The organism is Rossellomorea sp. ABR4_004, from assembly GCF_056159585.1.
In genome coordinates this window covers 101,080-121,293 of record NZ_JBSWVM010000006.1, presented here as the reverse complement: position 1 = coordinate 121,293, position 20,214 = coordinate 101,080, and the positions used below count along the sequence as shown (strand labels likewise).

Sequence of the window (20,214 nt, the reverse complement as noted above, 5' to 3'; positions counted from 1 at the left end):
CAATCATGCTGGATGCTTTCATCCTAATACTGTTCATGGTTTTGATTGGAGCCCTCATTGGAGGAGTCACCAATTCATTAGCCATAAAAATGTTATTCAGACCTTATAGGGCTTACTATATCGGGAAATTTAAAGTACCATTCACACCAGGGTTGATCCCAAAACGCCGGGAAGAATTGGCGGAACAACTCGGGAAAATGGTGGTCGATCATTTAATCACGCCTGAAAGTCTTCAGAAAAAAGTGATGAATGATGATTTTCAAAGGGATGTATCCCACTGGCTAGCGGAAGAATTACAACCTGTCTTCACATCGGACAAAACGGTGAATGAGTGGTTGGATATCCTGCAAATTCCTGTATCCTCCCCCCGTCTTAATGAATGGCTTGAAGAGTGGGTAGCTGTAAAGATGAAAGATACGAAAGCAGCCTATACCTCTAAAAAGCTGGAAGAGGCTCTTCCAGAAAAGTGGCAGGAAAAAATCGAAGAAAGTATTCCGAAGCTTGTTGACTTTATCGCAAACCGTGCGGAAACTTATTTCACAAGCCCAGAAGGAAAAATGAAAGTGAAGATCATGATCGACGATTTTCTAAAAGAACGGGGCATGCTTGGAAACATGCTTGGAATGTTCCTCGGCAACACGTCTGTTGCGGATAAAGTACAGCCTGAAATCGTAAAGTTCATCAAGCATGAAGGAACCCAGGAAATCCTTTACAATCTGCTGACAAAAGAATGGTCCAAACTGAAACAAATGAAGCTTGATGAATTCATTGATCGATTACCGGAAGAAGACTTGATTCAATCCGTTCAGGCATCCCTTGTCAAACTCGTCAACATCGAAGGGCACCTATCCAAGCCGCTAAGAAACTTTCTTGAACCTCATAAGGATTCCTTCTTCAATAACCAGCTTCCCAAATGGGTGGATAGAGGGACGGACCTCTTATCGAAGAAGATTCCGAACCTGATGGAGAAGATGCACCTGCAGCATATTGTGCAGGAGCAGGTTGAATCTTTTTCAGTTGGAAGATTGGAAGAATTGGTTCTCGGCATTTCCCGTCGTGAATTCAAGATGATTACGTACTTAGGGGCATTACTTGGAGGAGTGATCGGAATCGTTCAAGGGGTCATAGCCCTCTTTATCTCTTAATTCAGCATGGCCTAAGGGTCCTTCCTAGAATTTTACTCTATAGTTTGTTATAGTGGTGTAGGAAACATAGAGTGAAATTATAGGAGGTACGTATTTTGGCTATTAACTTATACGATCAAGCGAACGAATTGGAAAGTGCTTTACGTCAAAGCGATGAATTTCTACAACTGAAGAAGATGTATGACGAAGTAAACAATGACGAATCTGCTAACAAGATGTTTGAAAACTTCAGAAACATTCAAATGAATCTTCAACAAAAACAAATGAGCGGTGAAGAAATCTCTCAAGAAGAAGTAGAGCAAGCTCAAAAAACAGCTCAACTTGTTCAACAACACGAAGTAATTGCAAAGCTTATGGAAGCTGAGCAACGCATGAGCATGGTCATCAATGACTTGAACAAAGTCATCATGAAGCCGCTTGAAGAACTTTACGGTTCAATGCAGAAATAATATGGGTACGAAAAGGACTGACTTCCGGCACGGGGGTTGGTCCTTTTTTTTGTGGATATAGCTGTGGAACAGAAAATTGATAAGTTCTACCTGCCACTCGCTATAATTTGTGAATTGCTCCCACCCCTTGTCATATTTGTCTCCCCTCCTTCATAAAAGTAAAGAAAGGGAGTAGACAACATATAGGGGGGACACCGATGATGATCTATAGAATGCTGGCGTTAAATATTGATGGAACGATTGTAAATGATAACGGAAAAATTGCGAAGGAAACGAAGGATGCAATTGAGTACGTTCAAGATAAAGGTGTAACGGTCACATTGGTAACAAGCAGGAGCTTTGCTTCAGCTAAGAAAGTAGCCAAGGCCCTTAAACTGAAAACCCCGCTCGTCACACATAGTGGGTCCTACATCGCTGGTGAACTTGAAAAACCGATGTATGTAAAAAAGATTGCCGAGGATATTACGTATGAAATTGCTCAATTCCTTGAAGGTTTCTCAAGCCAAGTAACTCTATCCCATGAAAAGAGGTCAATCATTGGCAAAGCCAATTCCCAGGCAAGGGAGATGGCAAAAGTCTCTTGGCAAAGAGAGTCGAAATTACTTTATAGTAAGCAGTTTGTGGATCGTGTGAGCGATCATCTATTGGAAAATCCAATGTCGGTTCCAAAGATATCGGTTGTCATGGAGCATCGTGAAGATGTGTGGGACGTTGTCGCTTCTCTAAAAGGCATGTATGAAGAAGTGGATGCCATCCCGACATCTGATTATAAACTGGATATAGTGCCAAGGGGCGTATCGAAGCTTCGAGGATTAATGTATCTGTCTGAACGTCTTGGAGTGAAAAAGGATCAAATCGTGATGGTTGGGTCGGGGCTGGATGACATCGACTCCTTGGAATGCTGTGGTCTTGGGGTAGCTATGGGAGACGCACCCAGACAGGTGAGAGATGCAGCTAACTGGATTACACGGAGCCAAAGCGAAAAAGGCATCCCATACTTTGTGACAGAGCTATTCCGTAAGCAGCACCCGATTCCATTCCTGAAAAAAATGAACATCATTAAATCATAAACCGATACACCTCGCTTTTCTATTGGAAAGCGAGGTGTTCTATTTATTTCAGTTGGCCTCCCTGCCATTGACCATTCCCACCCCATTCTGTACACTTATAAAAGCTTATTAGATTTGGTGAAAGGTGATTAGAAAGTGAATGTTTTGATAAAAGGAATCGAGGATGAGCGTTTTGAGCGCCCCCTGCGATTGATTGCGAATTTATTTTTTGAAGAATCCGTGATTCACTTTGGCACTTGTGATGACATGGATCTTCAAGTCAAAATAGAACTTACACTTGAAGAAAAGATAGAAGCAAAAGCTATGTTGATAAAGCCTTCTTCAGATGAAATATACACTGCGACCTATGAACGAGACTGGACTTCATATGAAAATGAAAAAGAGCGCTTCAAACAGCTGAAAACTGCAGTATCTCATGTGTATCTGAATGTTCTTCAAGATCTGACGGGAATCAGGCAAAAGTGGGGGATCTTAACAGGGATCCGTCCTACCAAGCTTTTGCATAGGCAGACTCAGCTGGGCCTCCCCCAGGAGGAGATTCATGCGAAATTGAAAGAGGAATACCTTATTACCGATGAAAAGATTCAGCTGATGCAAAACATCGTGGACCGGCAGCTTTCGGTTGTACCGGATCTTTATGATCTCCAGCATGAAGTGAGCATCTATATCGGAATCCCGTTTTGTCCTACCAAATGTGCGTATTGTACTTTTCCTGCATACGCTATTCTCGGTAAACAAGGGCGGGTCGATTCCTTCCTGGCAGGGCTTCACTATGAAATCCAGGAAATGGGACGCTGGCTTAAAGAAAATAACGTCAAGATTACGACGATTTACTATGGTGGAGGGACCCCTACGTCCATCACGGCAGAAGAAATGGATGCACTGTATGAAGAAATGTATCGATCATTCCCCAATGTGGATGCGGTAAGGGAAGTGACGGTAGAAGCAGGGAGACCGGATACAATTTCCCCGGATAAACTGGAGGTACTAAAGAAATGGAATATCGACCGCATTTCCATCAACCCTCAGTCGTATACACAAGAAACATTAAAAGCAATCGGCCGTCATCACACCGTGGAAGAGACCATCGATAAATTTCATTTATCCCGCAATATGGGAATGAACAACATCAACATGGACCTTATTATCGGACTTCCAGGTGAAGAGCTTCCAGAACTTCAGCATTCTTTGGATGAAACCGAAAAGCTCATGCCGGAATCGTTGACCGTCCACACACTGTCCTTCAAGCGGGCGTCTGAAATGACCAAGAATAAAGACAAGTATAAAGTGGCAGACCGGGTGGAAATCGAGAAGATGATGGACCTTGCTGAAGAGTGGACAAAGGCACACGGTTATGATCCCTATTACTTATATCGTCAGAAGAACATTCTGGGTAACCTCGAAAATGTCGGCTATGCTCTCCCGGGACAGGACAGCCTTTATAACATCATGATCATGGAAGAGGTCCAAACCATCATTGGCATCGGCTGCGGCGCTGCGAGTAAATTCATCGATCCAAAGACAGGAAAGATCATGCATTTTGCCAATCCGAAAGAGCCAAACGCCTACAACCTGGGATTCAAAGAATATACCGATAAGAAAATTAAGATATTAAATGACTTATTTTCATAAAAAAGAAGCTGTTCAGCATTCTGGGCAGCTTCTTATTTATACCTATGGGCTTGTTGTGTTACATATATAATTAACGGAATTTTTCAATAATACTTAAAGGATTACTTATGAAAAGGTCGAATTAGTAGTTAGACATAGAAAACAAACAGTATTATTGTAAACGCTTACTAAAATTGAGGGGAGAGATCGAATATGATGCAAACACCTCTGCTTCTGACACAAATGATAGAAAGAGCCGAAAAATATTTTCCTAACAAAGAAATTGTTTCACGCACTGAGTCCGGAATAAGCCGCTTCACGTATAAGCAGTGGGGAGAAAGAACCCGAAGACTTGCAAGCAGCCTATCAGAACTTGGAGTTGAAGAAGGGGATAAGGTTGGAACCCTTGCCTGGAACCATCATCGACATCTTGAATCCTATTTTGCGATTCCTTGTAGCGGGGCCGTCCTACATACGATCAATATTCGCTTATCACCTCAGCACATCGTGTATATCATCAATCATGCCAAGGACCAGGTATTGCTCATCGATTCAGACATTGTACCGCTCATCGAAAAGATCAAAGACCAGATACCTACGGTCAAAGCCTTCATTGTAATGACCGATGGTGACTTGCCGGAAACCACTTTGGAACCGGTTTATCATTATGAGAGTATGCTTGAGGAAGGCGACCCTTCTTTCCAATTCCGGACAGACATTGATGAAAATTCTCCTGCAGGGATGTGTTACACGTCAGCCACAACCGGAAATCCTAAAGGTGTCATATATTCTCATCGTGGAATCGTCCTGCATGCCATGGCGCTGGGGCTTGCTGATACCACTGGTGTCTGTGAAAGAGACGTTGCCCTGCCGGTCGTACCGATGTTCCATGTAAACGCATGGGGACTTCCGTTCGCCTCTGTATGGTTCGGGACAAAGCAGGTTCTGCCCGGACCATATTTTACTCCAGGATTGCTGGCACAGTTAATGCAGGATGAGAAGGTAACCATCTCTGCAGGAGTCCCGACCATTTGGCTTGGTTTGCTCAATGAATTAGAGAAAAATGAATATGATCTCTCCAGCCTTCGTTCCGTTCTATGTGGGGGTTCTGCGGCTCCTAAAGGAATGATCAGGACCTTTGAAGAGAAATTCGGTATTCCGTTCATGCATGCATATGGGATGACGGAAACAAGTCCGCTGGCAGTGATTGCTGCATCGAAAAGCTATCATGATGATCTTTCTGCTGAAGAAAAGCTTGAATTAAAAGCAAAGCAAGGGATCCTCGTCCCTGGATTAGACATGAAAATCGTCGGGAAAGACGGAGAAGTGGCTTGGGATGGAAAGGAAATGGGAGAGCTTGCCCTGAGAGGTCCCTGGATTGCTTCTGAATACTATGAAGATGAAAGAACTCAGGAAGCATTCCGTGATGGCTGGCTGTATACAGGTGATGTCGTCACCATCGATGAAGAGGGCTACATTAAAATCGTTGACCGCACAAAGGACTTGATCAAATCAGGTGGAGAATGGATTTCTTCTGTAGACATTGAGAATGCTCTCATGGCACATGAACATATCTTCGAAGCCGCGGTAGTTGCAGTTCCCCATGAAGAATGGCAGGAACGCCCGATCGCTTGTGTGGTGTTAAAAGACTCGGGAAAAGGAAATGTGTCCAAAGAAGAAATCATGGATTTTCTGAAACCACAGTTTGCCAAATGGTGGCTGCCGGATGAAATCCTGTTCCTTGATGAGATTCCCAAAACGTCTGTTGGGAAATTTTTGAAGAGAGCCTTGAGAGATCAAGTGCAGGATAAAATGAAACAAATATAAAGTCGTATGAGAGGTCGGTCCGAACTCGACCTCTCTTTCTCGAATTATTTTACTATTCAAAATAATAATTCCTAAAAATAGGATATTACGCTATGCTAGAAGAAAGGGGAGGGATTTTTTTGACAGTGTCAAATCAATACGAAACAGTAAAATTACATAAAGAAGGTAAGGTGGCAAGGCTTCAGTTGAACCGGCCTCAATCACTGAATGCGTTGGATGCAGGTCTTATGGGAGAGCTCCTGGCTGCGTTAAAAGAAGTGAAAAATGACCCATCAATTTCTTTATTGGTCCTGACAGGAGAAGGAAAGGGGTTTTCTTCCGGAGGAGATATTAAATCGATGCTTTCCTTAAGCGGTGAAGAACAGTTCTCAAGTATTATGGATACCATCAGTGAACTGGTGATGACTCTGTATACTATGCCAAAAATTGTTTTAACAGGTATACATGGTGCTGCTGCAGGCCTTGGTTTCAGTCTGGCGCTTTGCTCTGACTATATTCTGTGTGAAGAAGACAGCAAGCTCGCCATGAACTTTATCGGCATCGCACTGATTCCGGATGGAGGAAGTCATTTCCTTCTGCAGGAGCGCCTGGGAACTCATAAAGCCAAACGTTTGATTTGGAACGGTAAAGTATTGGAAGGGCAAGAGGCCCTTATGAAGGGACTCGTTGACGAAGCGATTCCATCCGGGAAATTGGATGAAGGCATTGAACGCTATACGAAACAAGTATTAAGTGCACCGACGAAAGCGATGCTGAAAACGAAAGAAGTATATGTCGCATTAAACAAAGAAAGGCTTCAACGCGCCCTTGATCTGGAAAAAGAAGGGCAATGGCTCATGCGTCAAACCTCGGATCACCAGGAAGGCATTCGTGCATTTGTGGAGAAAAGACGACCTGAATTCAAGGGAGAATAATAGTTGAAGAGAACTAGCCTGAAGGGTTGGTTCTTTTTTTCGTTATATATTCATCCGATAAAAAAAGCATTACAAGCCACTCGAAGTGACCCGCAATGCAGGATGTAAGCCTTACACATGAAACAGCAATAGTTTCCCAAGTGGAGAAGTACAGCGATGCGTATGCTCGGAATACCCCTTTTGTTCTAACATGGATTCACCCATTTTCTTTGCGTCGCTGTCGGATGAAGCTTCGAATGATTCATCCAGAATCTTTTTTCCGTCTTTTTCAAAAACCGTTAATTTGTAAACTTTCATTGTGATATACCCCTTTGTTTAATATTCATGTACTCTTTTATTTTTTCATATTATCATTTTTTTGGAAAGTCCCAATAGTTTGATAAATAAAAAAGGTGGGAAATGAAACCTTTTTTGTATAAAATCGTAGAGTACTAGAGAGAAAATAGATGTTTGTTTAAAGGTATGGGAGGGGAATGCAGAAATGAGTTTGAGTATACAACAGGTAACCAAAAGGTTTGGACAATTTACAGCAGTTGATCAGCTGTCACTGAATATCCCACCGGGGGAAATGTTTGGGTTTCTTGGCGCGAATGGGGCCGGGAAGACGACGACATTTCGAATGGTGTTAGGGTTGTTGGATGCATCGGAAGGGCAGATTACGTGGAAAGGGAAGAAGATCGATTATTCCACAAGTCCGGAAATTGGATATCTGCCTGAAGAAAGAGGATTATATCCGAAAATGAAGGTGAACGATCAGATCGTCTATCTGGCGCGTCTTCGTGGTATGGAGAAAAAGACCATCCTGAAAGAACTGGATTACTGGCTGGAACGATTCAATGTTCCCCAAAATGTAAACAAGAAAGTAGAAGAACTTTCAAAAGGAAATCAGCAGAAAATTCAGTTTATTGCATCGGTTATCCATAAGCCGAGTTTACTGATTCTCGACGAACCGTTCAGCGGCCTGGATCCGGTTAATGTTGAACTGTTAAAGGATGCGGTCCGGGAAATCAAGAAAAATGGAACCACCATCGTGTTCTCCAGTCACCGTATGGAGCACGTGGAGGAGCTCTGTGAAAGCCTGTGCATCATGCATAAAGGGCGTCCCGTAGTGCATGGTGGCTTGAAGGAAATCAAGCGTTCCTTTGGAAAGAAGAATGTGGTCATCCACTCAGATTTTGATCTTCTATATCTAAAGGATATGAAAGGCGTGGCGAAACTGAAAGAAACAACCGAAGGAGTTCTTCTTCAGGTCGAGTCTGAGGCTGATGCCCAAAGTGTATTTCATGACGTTGTTCAAAAGGGATTCCTTCGTAAGTTCGAATTAGAAGAACCTTCCCTGAACGATATCTTCATAGAAAAGGTGGGAACTTCTTATGAATAATTTCTTCTTGATCCTTAGTCACGCCTATTTTTCAAAGCTTAAGGCAAAATCTTTTATCATTTCCACCGTCATCATTGCCGCTGCTCTTGTATTACTGGCCAATTTTGACAGTATCATTTCGAACTTCAGTGATGATGACACGAGTAATATAGCGGTTCAGGACGAAACGGGCAACCTGTATGATCCGCTTATGCAGCAGCTGAAGATCATGAATAGCGAGATCGAGCTGCAACCTGCCACTCAATCGATGGAAGAAATCGAAAAGAATATAGAATCTGAAGAATTAAAAGGACTACTCATTTTGAGTGAAAGCCCTGAAGGTCTTCCACAAGCTGTGTATAAATCTAATTCATTATCAGATTCCAATGTGAGCGGAGAATTACAAGTCGCCCTGCAAAATGTGAAGTCTTCAATGGCTGCAAGTAAATTAGAGCTTTCAGGTGATGAATTGGCACTGTTAAGCGGTCCTGTTGCATTTGAAAAGGAAGCCCTTATTGAAGGAGCCAAGTCTGAGGAAGAATTGAGTCAGGCGAGGGGTATAGTATATGTTCTATTATTCTTTATTTATTTCTCTGTCATTGCATACGCCAACATGACGGCCATGGAAGTCGCCACAGAAAAAAGCTCGAGGGTAATGGAAATCCTAATATCCAGTGTGTCTCCGGTTAAACAAATGTTTGCCAAGATCATTGGAATTGGCCTTGTAGGATTAACACAGTTAGCTGTAATCCTGGCAGTGGGCTATTTTACAATGATTCAAAAGAAAGATGAACTGGTAGGTGATTTCTTTGAAGGATTCGGATTTGAATCTTTATCGGTAGGTGTCATTATCTATGCGGTAATCTTCTTTTTATTAGGGTATTTCCTGTATGCTACCCTGGCTGCATTACTAGGATCTCTTGTCAGTAGAATCGAAGATGTACAGCAGATGATCATGCCGATGACCTTCTTGATCATGATTGGATTTTTCATCTCTATGTTCGGTCTTGGGAATCCGGAATCCAGTTTTGTGACGATTACTTCTTACGTCCCGTTTTTTACACCGATGGTTATGTTCCTTCGTGTGGGGATGTTGAATCTTCCAGTGTATGAACCAGTCATAGGAATTGTTGTCCTCCTTGCGACGATTATTGTTCTTGGAATATTTGGAGCAAGAGTGTATCGGGGTGGAGTGCTCCTATATGGTAAATCTAATTCATATAAAGATATTAAAAAAGCAATTGATATAACATCGAAAAAATGATTCTGTAAGAACAGGCTGTCTCCGTCGTCCGGGGCAGCCTTTCTCTATGAAACGGGTAAAATGTTGAATATATACTGAAATTATCGCCGGTTTTAGGATATAATGAAAGAATATAAGAACGTATATTCGTAGTGTGGGGAGTGAACTTCATGGGGAAGATTCGTTTTTTTCATGTAGCAGATTTACATCTGGATAGTCCATTTATCGGGCTAAAACATTTACCGAAAGAAGTGTTCGAACGAATACATAATAGTACCTTTGCCTCTTTTGAAAAAGTGGTAAGGGTGGCGATTGATAGGCAAATTGACTTCATGATCATCAGTGGGGATCTGTTCGACGAAGAAGATCGCAGCATTCGTGCGCAGGCGAAATTATTGAAGCAATTCAAACGGTTACATTCAAACAACATTCCTGTTTACGTTGTTCACGGGAATCATGATCATCTTGGAAGCTATCGATTAGAGCTCGATATGCCGGATAACATACATATCTTCAACGAAGAAACAGAAGTGAAACAGCTTACTGTAAAGAATGGGACAACTGTAGATTTAGTCGGGTTCAGCTATGGTACAAGACATATCCTGGAAAGAAGGGTTGCTGATTATCCCAAACGTTCCGATAACCTCTATACGATAGGCATTCTCCATGGAAGTGAAGGAAGTGTACATTCTTCACACGAACCGTACGCACCTTTTTCGATAAGGGAACTATTGGAGAAGAATTATCACTATTGGGCTTTGGGACATATACATGAACGGCAGATACTGAATGAAGAGCCTTACATCGTATATCCTGGTAACATCCAGGGAAGACATCGGAAAGAAACAGGTGAAAAAGGATGCTATGAAGTGGTGCTTGATCATCACCATACAGAATTAACATTTATCCCGACTCACGACTTGATGTGGAGGACATGCAGCGTATCCCTTCAAGGTGTTCAGCGCTTTGGGGAAATTTTTCAGCGTATCCAGCAAGCTCTGGAATTTCTTGAAAAGGGGGATGTGTTGATTGAGGTTATCTTGACGGATGATGAATCACTCCCTCAAGACATGGCTGGCAAAATCGAAAATGGTGACCTACTGGAAGCATTGCAATCAGAATACGAGAGTCAGCAGGGTTTGAAGTGGATTCATTCAATACGATGGAATCATACCCAAGCGAGTCGGGGAATAGAACAGGATCCGTTCAGGCAGGAAGTAATGGAGACACTGGAGAGCATGGGTGAAGAAGACTGGAAGGATGCCCTGGCAGAATTGTATGAGCACCCATCTATATACCGCTTTCTGGATCCCTTAGAAGAAGAAGAGAAGAAATCTTTAATAGAAGAAACAGAGCGCTTGTTACAAAATAAAGGCTGAACGTGGAGGTGAATGGGGTGAAACTTCTCGAACTTCATATATATGGATACGGAAAAATAGAAAACAAGCACTATACGATCAGTGACCTTCAACTATTTTATGGGGAAAATGAAGCTGGAAAATCAACGATTATGTCGTTCATTCATAGCATTTTGTTCGGGTTTCCGACGAAGCAGCAATCCCTGCTCAGGTATGAACCGAAGTCTACTACAGAGTATGGCGGGAGAATCCTTTGTAGGATGGAAGGACAAGGAATCCTCAGTATCGAGAGGGTTAAAGGGAAGGCAACCGGTGACGTCACCGTTCATTTCGAGGACGGAAGAACCGAAGGCGAAGAAACCCTTCAACAACTGCTCGGAAATATGGACAGGACAACTTATCAAAACATATTCTCATTCAACCTCGAAGGACTGCAAAACATTCAGCGCCTCAAAAAAGAAGAACTGAATCGATACCTATTCTCTGCAGGCTCTACAGGGACGGACCTCCTGTTACAGATGGAACAGAATTGGCAGAAAGAAAGGGAGCAGCTGTTTAAGAAATCGGGAAGAAAGCCGATGGTCAACACAGTGCTGACACAATTAAAGCACCTTGAAAAACAAGTAAAGGAAGGAAAAGAAAAAAATAATCAATACCGTCCTCTCATATCAAAGAAAAACTCGTTAGAAACCCGGATTTCATCCATGGAGAAAGAAATGAGGTCTCTTGCTGAAAAGAAAGAGGACCTGATTTCAGTTAATGAAAACTGGTATACACTCACTAACTTCAAAAGAGTGGAGGAGCGGCTTTCCCAATTGGAAACAATTGAGTTTCCTGCAAAAGGGTTAGAGCGTTTAAATGAACTCAAAACGGAAGAAAGACAAGTATCGGCATATCTTGAAACCTTGGTGACGAAACAAGAAAATCTGTACAACAAATTAGATTCAGAAGAGATTGATCCTTCCCTTGTTGAAGACCTTCCTTTTATAGAAAAGATATTGTCTCAACAGTCTTTTTATCTGAAATGGAAAGAAGAAAGCAATGAACGGAGCAGAGAACTAAAAACGGTGCGTAGTAAGATCAACGATACGATCCGTGAATTGGGATTAACGATCGAGATGGAGGACATCCCGGCCCTGGATACAAGCTTAATGATGTCTGACCGTATTCAAAATGCACTGGACCATCAATCAAAGCTCCTTCATGAGCGGGGAAGCTTTCAGAAACAATTCCAAGAGGAAGAAGAAGAACTTCACAACATCGAAAGGAAGTGTGATAGCTTAGAGGATCGGCTGATGGAAGAAGATGAGTATCAAGAATTGCAAAGAACGGTGAAAATGGAATCTTCCCGGCAAGCTTCACGGGACCAGGCACATTGGATGAACCTGCAAGTGAAAGAGGCAGAACAACGTTTCAGCAGAAAAAAGTCCTCCTTCTCCCGGCAGCTCCTCTTAATAGGTGCAGCACTCCTTCTTTTATTGGGAATTGGGACATGGGCAATGGTGATTGGTCATGGGCTTTTTGTCGGGATCAGCTTGCTCCTTCTCATTATAGTGGGTGTATCTGGAGTGCAGGTGAGAGGAAATCTGCGAGAAGAAACCAGCACCCTTCAACAAACTAAAGCAAGAGCAAAAGAGTTTCAGCCGGAAGGTCACATGGAATTTCACTCTCTGGATAGGACTGAGCAAAGCTTAAAGCAGCAAGTGGAGTTGAGGAACGAGTGGAAGCAGCGGATTCTTTCATTAGAAGAGCAACAGGTAAAACTTCAGAAGGTCTATGAAAAGCAGAAGGAAGTTGAGAAAGAAATTGTTTCAGGAGAACAAAGATTATCCGGTCTAAAATCAGAGCTCTGTCTACCTTCTGATTTTCACTGGAAGTGGCTGCGTGATGCGTTTGTCAAGATAAAAGAAATCGTTTCGAATTATGAGTCTTATATCCATCTTAAAGAGGAGCAAGACTATGTGGTCCAAAAATTGAATGAGTACAGGGATCATTGTCAGGAATGGTTCCACCGCCACTCTCTCCCGTTTACCACAGTGGATGAGGCTGTGATTAAACTGAAGGGGATCATGCAGGACATTGAAAAGAAAAACCTCATGATCAATAGCATCCAAACGGAGATCGAGCCTCTTTCTTTTGAGATAGAGAAACTCAGAATTGAAGGTGGAAAGGTCCGTGAAGAGATTGGAATCCTTCTTCAATCTGCAGGGTGCATGGAAGAAACAGAATTTCGTGAAAAGGCACTACACGCCGAAGAGAGAATCGACCTATCGGTTCAATATAATGGAATGAAAACGAGGCTGACCGAACGAACACTCACCACGTTTCTTCGGTTTGATTCTCAGGAAGATAGCAGAAAGGAATTAATAAGGGTATCGAAACGAATTGAAGAGCTTTCAACGGAGCTCTCTGCTCGTCAAAAAGAGCTCGCTTCCATTTCATATGAAATAAAAGTGCTGGAGGAAGGGAAGAGCTACTCCACAATTCTGCAGGAGTTTCAAAGCAAAAAGGCTGAGCTTCAAGAACTTGCGTATGACTGGTCCAAATATACGTTAGCACAAGTGGCCTTAAGGAAAACGATGGATCTTTATCAGAAATCTAAGATGCCTAAAGTGATGGAGCTTGCAGAAGAGAACTTTAGAGAGTTGACGGAAGGGCACTATCTGCGGATTTTCATACGAGATGACGAAATGATCAGGGTACAGCGGAAGGACGGTACGGTATTCCATGCAGTAGAACTCAGTCAAGGAACGAAAGAACAGTTATACATCTCAATTCGCTTTGCCCTCATTCAATCTTTCAGGGACAAGTACCCATTGCCGATACTGATCGATGATGGGGCAGTCAACTTTGACATGGAAAGAACAAACGCATTTCTAAAGCTGTTGAGGAAAATGGCTGTGAACCATCAGACTCTGTTCTTTACCTGTCATCCTCATATAAGAAATGAGTTTACCGAGGGTGAAATAATCGTATTAAAGCGAGTGGAAAAGGAATCCATGCGCAATGCATGAATCTTACAGAATTAATTGGCAATCATTTCTCAGATTCGTTACAATACTACAAGGAGTTTGTTTGCACGTGCACGGGAATGAAATGAGAGTCAGAAAGAAGGAACACATCGTATGGCAAAAACAATAAGGTCCAAACGTAATCGGGGACCACTGGCACTACTAAGCTTTAACTTATTTATCGTCATGGTTGGAATCGGGCTGGTCATCCCCATTCTTCCTTTTTATGTAGAAAAATTCAACGCCAATGCTCAAACGCTTGGAGCGTTGGTGGCTGTATTTGCTTTTATGCAGTTTTTATTTGCTCCTATTTGGGGAAGGTTATCCGATCGGATAGGCAGGAAGCCATTAATCACCATCGGCTTGGTTGGCTTTGCCATAGCTGAATTCATTTTCGCCTTCGCTGTAGGGTTATGGATGCTATTTCTGTCCAGGATCTTAGCAGGCATTTTCGGCTCGGCATTAATGCCTACTGCAATGGCATATGTATCGGATGTAACGGATGAGGACAGTCGGGGTCAAGGGATGGGGATACTTGGTGCTGCCATGGGTCTTGGAATCGTCATCGGCCCTGGAATCGGGGGATGGCTTGCAGAAATCAACCTCTCCTATCCATTTATCTTTGCCGGGATCGCCGCCTCCATTGCAGCTATCGTCTCGGTCATCATATTACCGGAATCCTATCCAAAGGAAAAAAGAACATTTGATCCAAATGAGAAACGTGAGAACCGCTTTGTGGTCATGAAGAATGCGGTGATGAGTCCGGTCGGATTTCTGTTGGTACTCGTATTCATCATGAGCTTTGGATTGGCGAATTTCCAATCGATCTTCAGCTACTATGCGCTAGAACGATATGGGTATGGTCCACAGGAAGTCGGGATCATCATTTTGATCATTGGTATCATCGGTACCGTTGTTCAAGGAGTGGGAGTGGGAAGGGCGACGAAGATCTTCGGTGAGGAAAAAGTAGTAACCGGCTCTTTGCTCCTCAGTGCACTGGGATTTGTCATCATGACATTTGCCACCAACTTTGTAGGGGTCTTGATCACAACCGCCGTTTTCTTTGTCGGAAACTCGATGCTACGCCCATCGTTGAATTCCCTCATTTCAAAACTTGCAGGAGAACGTCAAGGGACGGTCATGGGGCTGAATAACTCGTTTCTCAGTCTTGGTAACGTTGCTGGACCATTGCTTGCCGGGACACTGTTTGAGTGGAATATACATATTCCCTACTTCTTCGGAGCATTCATTATGCTTGTAGGACTGGTAGCGACGAAAGTTTGGATTAGCAAGAAACAAAAAAGAGCATTGGTGAATTAGGCATCAGAATCGTCTCCGGTAGGGGGCGGTTTTTTGTTGTGAGAAGAGAGAGGGACGGACCTTTGGATATTGATTTTTGTTAGGCCCCTATATCACTCCAACCCTTTCCACCCCTGTACTCTATCGAAATATGGTATACTGAAACCACTAATATAGTTGGACGGAGGAGAAGAGATGTCTGGGATTACACAATTTAACGTTGGAGAAACAATCGAATTACCCCTTTTGATTAAACAAATGACCAAAGGTACGACAAATACAGGGAAGCCGTTTTTAACGCTGATACTGCAAGATAAGAGTGGAAATATGGAAGCTAAGCTTTGGGATGCTTCTGAGCAGGATGAGAAGGCATATCAACCTGAGACAATCGTGCAGGTTGTTGGAGACATACATAGTTATCGTGGTAAAAGTCAGCTCAAGATCAAGCAAATTCGTCCGGCTTCCCCGGCAGATGGTTATGCCATTTCGGACTTCCTGGAAACGGCGCCGGTGAGCATTGATGAAATGACGAGTAAGATCACTCAGTATATTTTTGAAATGAGAAATCCAAATATTCAACGCATCACAAGACACTTGATTAAAAAATATCAGAAGCCTTTTCTGGAATATCCGGCTGCTACCAAGAACCATCATGAATTTGTGTCAGGCCTTGCGTATCATGTTGTTTCGATGCTTGACCTCTCGAAAGCCATTGCAGGACTCTACCCATCCCTGGATTCAGATCTATTGTTCGCTGGGGTCATCCTTCATGATTTAGGCAAAGTCATTGAGCTTTCAGGTCCAACATCAACTACGTATACGATTGAAGGGAATCTGATCGGTCATATTTCGATCATGGTGAATGAGATTGGAAAAGCTGCAGATGAGCTTGGAATTGAAGGGGAAGAAGTGATGATCCTTCAACATCTCGTATTGAGTCATCACGGAAAAGCGGAATGGGGAAGTCCTAAACCGCCGCTCATTCGTGAAGCTGAAATCCTGCATTATATCGATAATGTGGATGCTAAGATGAATATGCTGGATCGTGCATTGGAACGGGTGAAACCTGGGGAGTATACAGAAAGAGTATTTGCCCTTGATAATCGTTCATTCTATAAACCGACTTTTCATAAATAGGAAACCTCTTAGACCCCGGGTAATGGAACGGGGTCTTTTTAGTAGAATAAAAGGGTAAATCTAGTAATGTTTTATCTCTTCCCTACATATAGTGTGAATAAAGAGGACAAACCTATAAGGAGATGAAGCAAATGACACTACCTATTTGGATGTACTTGGTTGTAGCAGGGATATTCGGGAGTGCCTTTATGACGATTAAATCAGCTAAGGAAGAAAAGAATATGGAAGATGAGTGGATAGAGAAAGAGGGAGAAGTATACATTCATCGAATGGAAGAGGAGAAGGAGCGGAGACGTCAACTAACGTCTTGAACATAGAGAATAAAAAGGACTGACGGAATGAATCCGTCAGTCCTTTTTGGTCTACTCTTCGGTAGGTGCTGGAGTTTCTTCTCCTTCAGGCACAGCAGGAGTTTCTCCGCCTTCTGGTGCAGCAGGAGGGTTCAGCACTTGATCAAATGCTTTTTTTAGATCTTCATCTTTAATATTTAAGTCAGCTTTTTCAATTTCTGCTTTCATCGCTTCCTGGATTTTTTGAGGATCCACTTTTGAAAGCTTCAGTTCTTTTTCAATTTCCTTTTTCATTTCGTCAAAGGATTTCTTTTCTTTTTTATCTGTCACTTCAATGATGTGGTAGCCATATTCTGTTTTGATAGGCTCACTCACTTTTCCTTTATCTAAAGTGTCCAGAGCTTTAGAGAATTCCGGTACGAAGTTTTGACGACCTGCATTGTCTACCCAGCCTAAGCTTCCGCCATTTTCAGCAGAACCAGGATCTTTTGAATATTCTTTTGCAAGTTCTTCAAACTTTCCACCATCAGCTAATTTTTGTTTCACTTCTTTAGCTGTTTTTTCATCATCTACAAGAATGTGACGAACTTGAATGTCAGGCTTCCATGTCTCGTAGTATTCCTTTACTTCTTCTTCAGTGACTTTCACGTCAGAGATCGCAGCTTTTTCTTGAAGTAATTGAAGCTTTAAGTATTCTTTAAACGATTTTTCATCAAGATTATATTGTTGTAAGAACATTTCGAATTGAGGTCCCAATTGATCTTTGGCTTCATTCAGCTTTTCGTCAACTTCCTCTTTCGACACGTCATACTTTTCTTCAAGTACTTTCGTGTAAACCAATTCTTGAAGAGCTTGTTCCATTTGTGGAGTGAATTTTTGCTTCATTGATTTGTAAAGTTCATCTTTTGTTACGTCTCCAGCTTTTGTTGTTGCAACAACGTCACTGTTTCCTTCAGCACCGTCTCCGCTGCATCCTGCAAGTCCAACGACTCCCGCAGCCAATGATACTGAAATGATCCATTTTTTCATGGTGACCAACTCCTACAATATATTCGTTTGATGGCTTGTCAAATTTCTACAAAACATACTATAACACACTTTTTCCATGAAAAAAAATATTTTCCATATTAATCTTCAGAAAAATGGGCATTTTACACACCCATTTCCTAGGTACTTTCATATGATAAGAGCGAAGAGAGAAAAGGAGGTAATAAATATGAGCTGTGGATACAATTCCGGATTCGCGTTAATCGTAGTGCTGTTCATCTTATTAATCATCGTTGGTGCCGCATATATTTGCTAAAAAACTAAATTTATGACATTAGCCTAAAACAAATGGCAGCTAACTTGAATAAGATAAATTAGCGCTTCAAAGGAGGTGGAAAGTTATGGGTAATGCATACGGCGGAGGTTTCGCGTTAATCGTAGTACTGTTCATCCTGTTAATCATTGTGGGTGCAGCATGGCTATAATTTTAGCCTCAGGGTTTAAAGTTATCGGATAAAGACTGTAGAGGGGGCAATACCTTAAGAAAGGCGGCCCCTTTTGCTTTATTCATATTTAGGTGGCTTTTTCATACATGAAAGGAGGAAGCGCAGATGTCAGGTGCTTACGGCGGAGGATTTGCGTTAATCGTTGTTCTATTCATTTTGTTAATCATCATTGGTGCAGCATACGTTTGCTAGTTTGAGTATATAAAAAAAGCAGATCCGGATTTTTCCGGGTCTGCTTTTTGCTTGTCGCCTCTGAAAGAGCCGCCTCCGCTTTTCTGATTGTCCAGCTCCAGGGCTTAGAGGCTCGAGGTCATAAGTCAAATCTGCCAAAAAGGCAAAAAACCGCCTTTCCGGCAGATTCGTCTTATGCTTGTCGCCTCTGAGCAAAGCCCTTCCGCTTTTCTGATTGTCCAGCTCCAGCGGCTAGAGGCTCGAGGTCATAAGTAAAACCTACCAAAAAGGCAAAGAGCGCCTTTCCGGTAGGTTTTACTTATGCTTGTCGCCTCTGAACGAGCCGCCTCCGCTTTTCTATGTAAACAATATTTCTATATAAGAAGAGACCAGTAGTATGGTGATTAGGATGTTGATGGTTCTAAACACCTTTGGTTGGCGTTCTTCAGGTATTTCTTTTTGTAAACATAATGCGTTTGTCATTTTATTTATATAGAATAAGATGAAAACAGCAAACACTAAAAACATGGAGATCATCCAAACCCCTCCCCGTTATCTCCTTTAAGCTATACATTACCAAATAATTTCTCTAATTGGTAGCGTGAGCATTGCAATAGTCATGCAAATAAGGCTTTTTGCATTCTTTTCTACATTTCATCCAAGTGCAAGCAGGAATTTTTGATCATTAAATGAAGAAACTTCGTGAAAATACCTGAAAAAAGCAGAAGGATGATTTCTTCCATCGAGTGTATGTTTCAATGGCCATCCATCATCCTCACTGATAAATCAATATTTCGTATCCATCATCATTCTCTTCGATTAATGCATTTTTTGGTGAGTCCATCAGTTGCTTTGCATATATAAAGTCAATTGCACAGATACCTGAATGAAATGCAAGAAGCATTGTAAAGTAATGAGAGTAATGTGGGAAGTGGATGCATCCGTATAGCAAAATCCCGTTCAGTACAAAGAATGGTGCCACCAAGGCAATCATGTAACGGTATTTTGAGATAGGTTGATCCACTCGCAAAGAAACGATCGGTAAAAGAAATAGTTTCCGATTACATTTGCACTTCATTTTTTTCACAAAAGGAAGTATCGGTACAATGTGAAAAAATTTATGCAACGGATAGATACTCAATATTCCTATGAAGAAAACAAGGAAGTGGTTATCATAGAACGCACTTGGAAATAGTAAGTTGATCGGTACGTATATTAATGAGAATACCATCATCATGATGATGGATGAAAGTAAAAAGACTCGGTAAAATCCGAATTGTTTTTCCAGATTGATTGTTTTCCAGCAATGCATAAAAAAATCGCCTCCATTAGACGAATAAATCTTAGTTAAGTGCCTAACATACTTTATTACGATTGCCGGAAAAAATCAATACATTTCAGGCTGATTTTTTCATATTTTTTAGAAGAACTTTTTGGGAAAGGTATGTTATAGTTTTGTACAATGAGAGTATGAGAATTTTTTGCAATGATTGAAGGGTGATTATGATGAATGATTTAGTGAAACGTATAGAGAAACTCGAGTATTATCAACGGTTAATGGCGGAGATGATCCCCGAAAATGGTTATCCTTTTCATCGAATGATCATTCGTAAGGGTTTGTCGGAGAGGGAAGTGAAGGAGTTCTTTATCACTTGTGATAGGTTGAGCATGAAACTCCAAAAGCAAAAAGCGGAAGGATTCGTGTACAATACTCCGCTTTTCAAAGAATTTGAAGAACAGCTTCATTCAAAGCTGAAAGTTCATGCAGTGGTTGATAGCTGTTTAGCTCAAGACATTTATCCAGCTTTGATGAAACAGTTAAAGAAGAGCTTGTAG

At 41.9% G+C, this 20,214-nt stretch carries 21 protein-coding genes; 17 read left to right on the top strand and 4 right to left on the bottom strand.

Annotation, left to right across the window (positions count from 1 at the left end):
* Window positions 1-5 precede the first annotated feature (5 nt).
* From ACXAF2_RS22075 to ACXAF2_RS22050, 6 genes are all read left to right on the top strand, one after another.
* Window positions 6-1,145 (top strand): DUF445 domain-containing protein, encoded by a 1,140-nt coding sequence (locus tag ACXAF2_RS22075; RefSeq protein ID WP_475141847.1) that lies wholly within the window; start codon window positions 6-8, stop codon window positions 1,143-1,145.
* Window positions 1,146-1,240: 95 nt separating this feature from the next.
* Window positions 1,241-1,594, top strand: coding sequence for a YlbF/YmcA family competence regulator (locus ACXAF2_RS22070; protein WP_148968334.1), 354 nt, complete (start codon window positions 1,241-1,243; stop codon window positions 1,592-1,594).
* A 197-nt stretch (window positions 1,595-1,791) separates the two neighbouring features.
* Window positions 1,792-2,664 (top strand): HAD-IIB family hydrolase, encoded by an 873-nt coding sequence (locus tag ACXAF2_RS22065; protein ID WP_475141845.1) that lies wholly within the window; start codon window positions 1,792-1,794, stop codon window positions 2,662-2,664.
* 135 nt (window positions 2,665-2,799) lie between these two features.
* The gene (locus ACXAF2_RS22060) at window positions 2,800-4,296 is read left to right on the top strand and encodes a coproporphyrinogen III oxidase (RefSeq protein WP_475141844.1); all 1,497 of its coding nucleotides are present in this window, start codon (window positions 2,800-2,802) and stop codon (window positions 4,294-4,296) included.
* Between the two features lie 192 nt (window positions 4,297-4,488).
* The gene (locus ACXAF2_RS22055) at window positions 4,489-6,102 is read left to right on the top strand and encodes a long-chain fatty acid--CoA ligase (protein WP_475141842.1); all 1,614 of its coding nucleotides are present in this window, start codon (window positions 4,489-4,491) and stop codon (window positions 6,100-6,102) included.
* A gap of 119 nt (window positions 6,103-6,221) precedes the next feature.
* A complete protein-coding gene (locus ACXAF2_RS22050; RefSeq protein WP_475141841.1) occupies window positions 6,222-7,016 on the top strand; it encodes an enoyl-CoA hydratase in 795 nt (264 codons plus the stop codon).
* Between the two features lie 111 nt (window positions 7,017-7,127).
* Here the strand turns inward: ACXAF2_RS22050 and ACXAF2_RS22045 are convergent, their stop codons facing one another.
* On the bottom strand, window positions 7,128-7,313 hold the full coding sequence (locus ACXAF2_RS22045; protein WP_475141839.1) for a YhzD family protein: 186 nt from the start codon (window positions 7,311-7,313) through the stop codon (window positions 7,128-7,130).
* Between the two features lie 184 nt (window positions 7,314-7,497).
* Between ACXAF2_RS22045 and ACXAF2_RS22040 the strand changes: the two genes are divergently transcribed.
* From ACXAF2_RS22040 to ACXAF2_RS22010, 7 genes are all read left to right on the top strand, one after another.
* Window positions 7,498-8,397 (top strand): ABC transporter ATP-binding protein, encoded by a 900-nt coding sequence (locus ACXAF2_RS22040; protein WP_475141837.1) that lies wholly within the window; start codon window positions 7,498-7,500, stop codon window positions 8,395-8,397.
* A complete protein-coding gene (locus ACXAF2_RS22035; RefSeq protein ID WP_475141836.1) occupies window positions 8,390-9,640 on the top strand; it encodes an ABC transporter permease in 1,251 nt (416 codons plus the stop codon). The genes ACXAF2_RS22040 and ACXAF2_RS22035 overlap by 8 nt, the downstream gene beginning before the upstream one ends.
* 149 nt (window positions 9,641-9,789) lie before the next feature.
* On the top strand, window positions 9,790-10,998 hold the full coding sequence (locus tag ACXAF2_RS22030) for a metallophosphoesterase family protein (protein ID WP_475141835.1): 1,209 nt from the start codon (window positions 9,790-9,792) through the stop codon (window positions 10,996-10,998).
* Window positions 10,999-11,015: 17 nt separating this feature from the next.
* Entirely contained in the window at window positions 11,016-13,991 is a 2,976-nt protein-coding gene (locus ACXAF2_RS22025; RefSeq protein ID WP_475141834.1) for an AAA family ATPase, read from the top strand.
* Between the two features lie 111 nt (window positions 13,992-14,102).
* Complete coding sequence (locus tag ACXAF2_RS22020; RefSeq protein ID WP_475141833.1) at window positions 14,103-15,308, top strand: MFS transporter; 1,206 nt, start codon at window positions 14,103-14,105, stop codon at window positions 15,306-15,308.
* Between the two features lie 174 nt (window positions 15,309-15,482).
* Window positions 15,483-16,424 carry a 3'-5' exoribonuclease YhaM gene (yhaM, locus tag ACXAF2_RS22015; protein ID WP_475141832.1) on the top strand — a complete coding sequence of 314 codons (942 nt, stop codon included), beginning with the start codon at window positions 15,483-15,485 and terminating at the stop codon, window positions 16,422-16,424.
* Between the two features lie 131 nt (window positions 16,425-16,555).
* Complete coding sequence (locus ACXAF2_RS22010) at window positions 16,556-16,735, top strand: sporulation YhaL family protein (protein WP_113971257.1); 180 nt, start codon at window positions 16,556-16,558, stop codon at window positions 16,733-16,735.
* 51 nt (window positions 16,736-16,786) lie between these two features.
* Here the strand turns inward: ACXAF2_RS22010 and ACXAF2_RS22005 are convergent, their stop codons facing one another.
* Window positions 16,787-17,743, bottom strand: a complete 957-nt coding sequence (locus tag ACXAF2_RS22005; protein ID WP_475141831.1) for a peptidylprolyl isomerase — start codon at window positions 17,741-17,743, stop codon at window positions 16,787-16,789.
* Between the two features lie 187 nt (window positions 17,744-17,930).
* Here ACXAF2_RS22005 and ACXAF2_RS22000 point away from each other — a divergent pair, with 187 nt between their 5' ends.
* The 3 genes from ACXAF2_RS22000 (at window position 17,931) to ACXAF2_RS21990 (ending at window position 18,399) form a co-directional block, all read left to right on the top strand.
* Window positions 17,931-18,017: a YjcZ family sporulation protein gene (locus ACXAF2_RS22000; protein ID WP_044337791.1), complete on the top strand. Its 87-nt coding sequence runs from the start codon at window positions 17,931-17,933 to the stop codon at window positions 18,015-18,017.
* An 85-nt stretch (window positions 18,018-18,102) separates the two neighbouring features.
* Complete coding sequence (locus tag ACXAF2_RS21995; RefSeq protein WP_032089274.1) at window positions 18,103-18,186, top strand: YjcZ family sporulation protein; 84 nt, start codon at window positions 18,103-18,105, stop codon at window positions 18,184-18,186.
* Between the two features lie 126 nt (window positions 18,187-18,312).
* Window positions 18,313-18,399 (top strand): YjcZ family sporulation protein, encoded by an 87-nt coding sequence (locus tag ACXAF2_RS21990; RefSeq protein ID WP_082051156.1) that lies wholly within the window; start codon window positions 18,313-18,315, stop codon window positions 18,397-18,399.
* A gap of 336 nt (window positions 18,400-18,735) precedes the next feature.
* On the opposite strand, the gene ACXAF2_RS21985 is transcribed toward ACXAF2_RS21990, so the two are convergent.
* Both ACXAF2_RS21985 and ACXAF2_RS21980 read right to left on the bottom strand, forming a co-directional pair.
* Complete coding sequence (locus ACXAF2_RS21985; RefSeq protein ID WP_034763303.1) at window positions 18,736-18,915, bottom strand: hypothetical protein; 180 nt, start codon at window positions 18,913-18,915, stop codon at window positions 18,736-18,738.
* Window positions 18,916-19,153: 238 nt separating this feature from the next.
* Window positions 19,154-19,690 carry a DUF3267 domain-containing protein gene (locus ACXAF2_RS21980; RefSeq protein WP_475141830.1) on the bottom strand — a complete coding sequence of 179 codons (537 nt, stop codon included), beginning with the start codon at window positions 19,688-19,690 and terminating at the stop codon, window positions 19,154-19,156.
* A 194-nt stretch (window positions 19,691-19,884) separates the two neighbouring features.
* On the opposite strand from ACXAF2_RS21980, the gene ACXAF2_RS21975 reads away from it, so the two are divergent.
* Window positions 19,885-20,214: a DUF1878 family protein gene (locus ACXAF2_RS21975; protein WP_475141829.1), complete on the top strand. Its 330-nt coding sequence runs from the start codon at window positions 19,885-19,887 to the stop codon at window positions 20,212-20,214.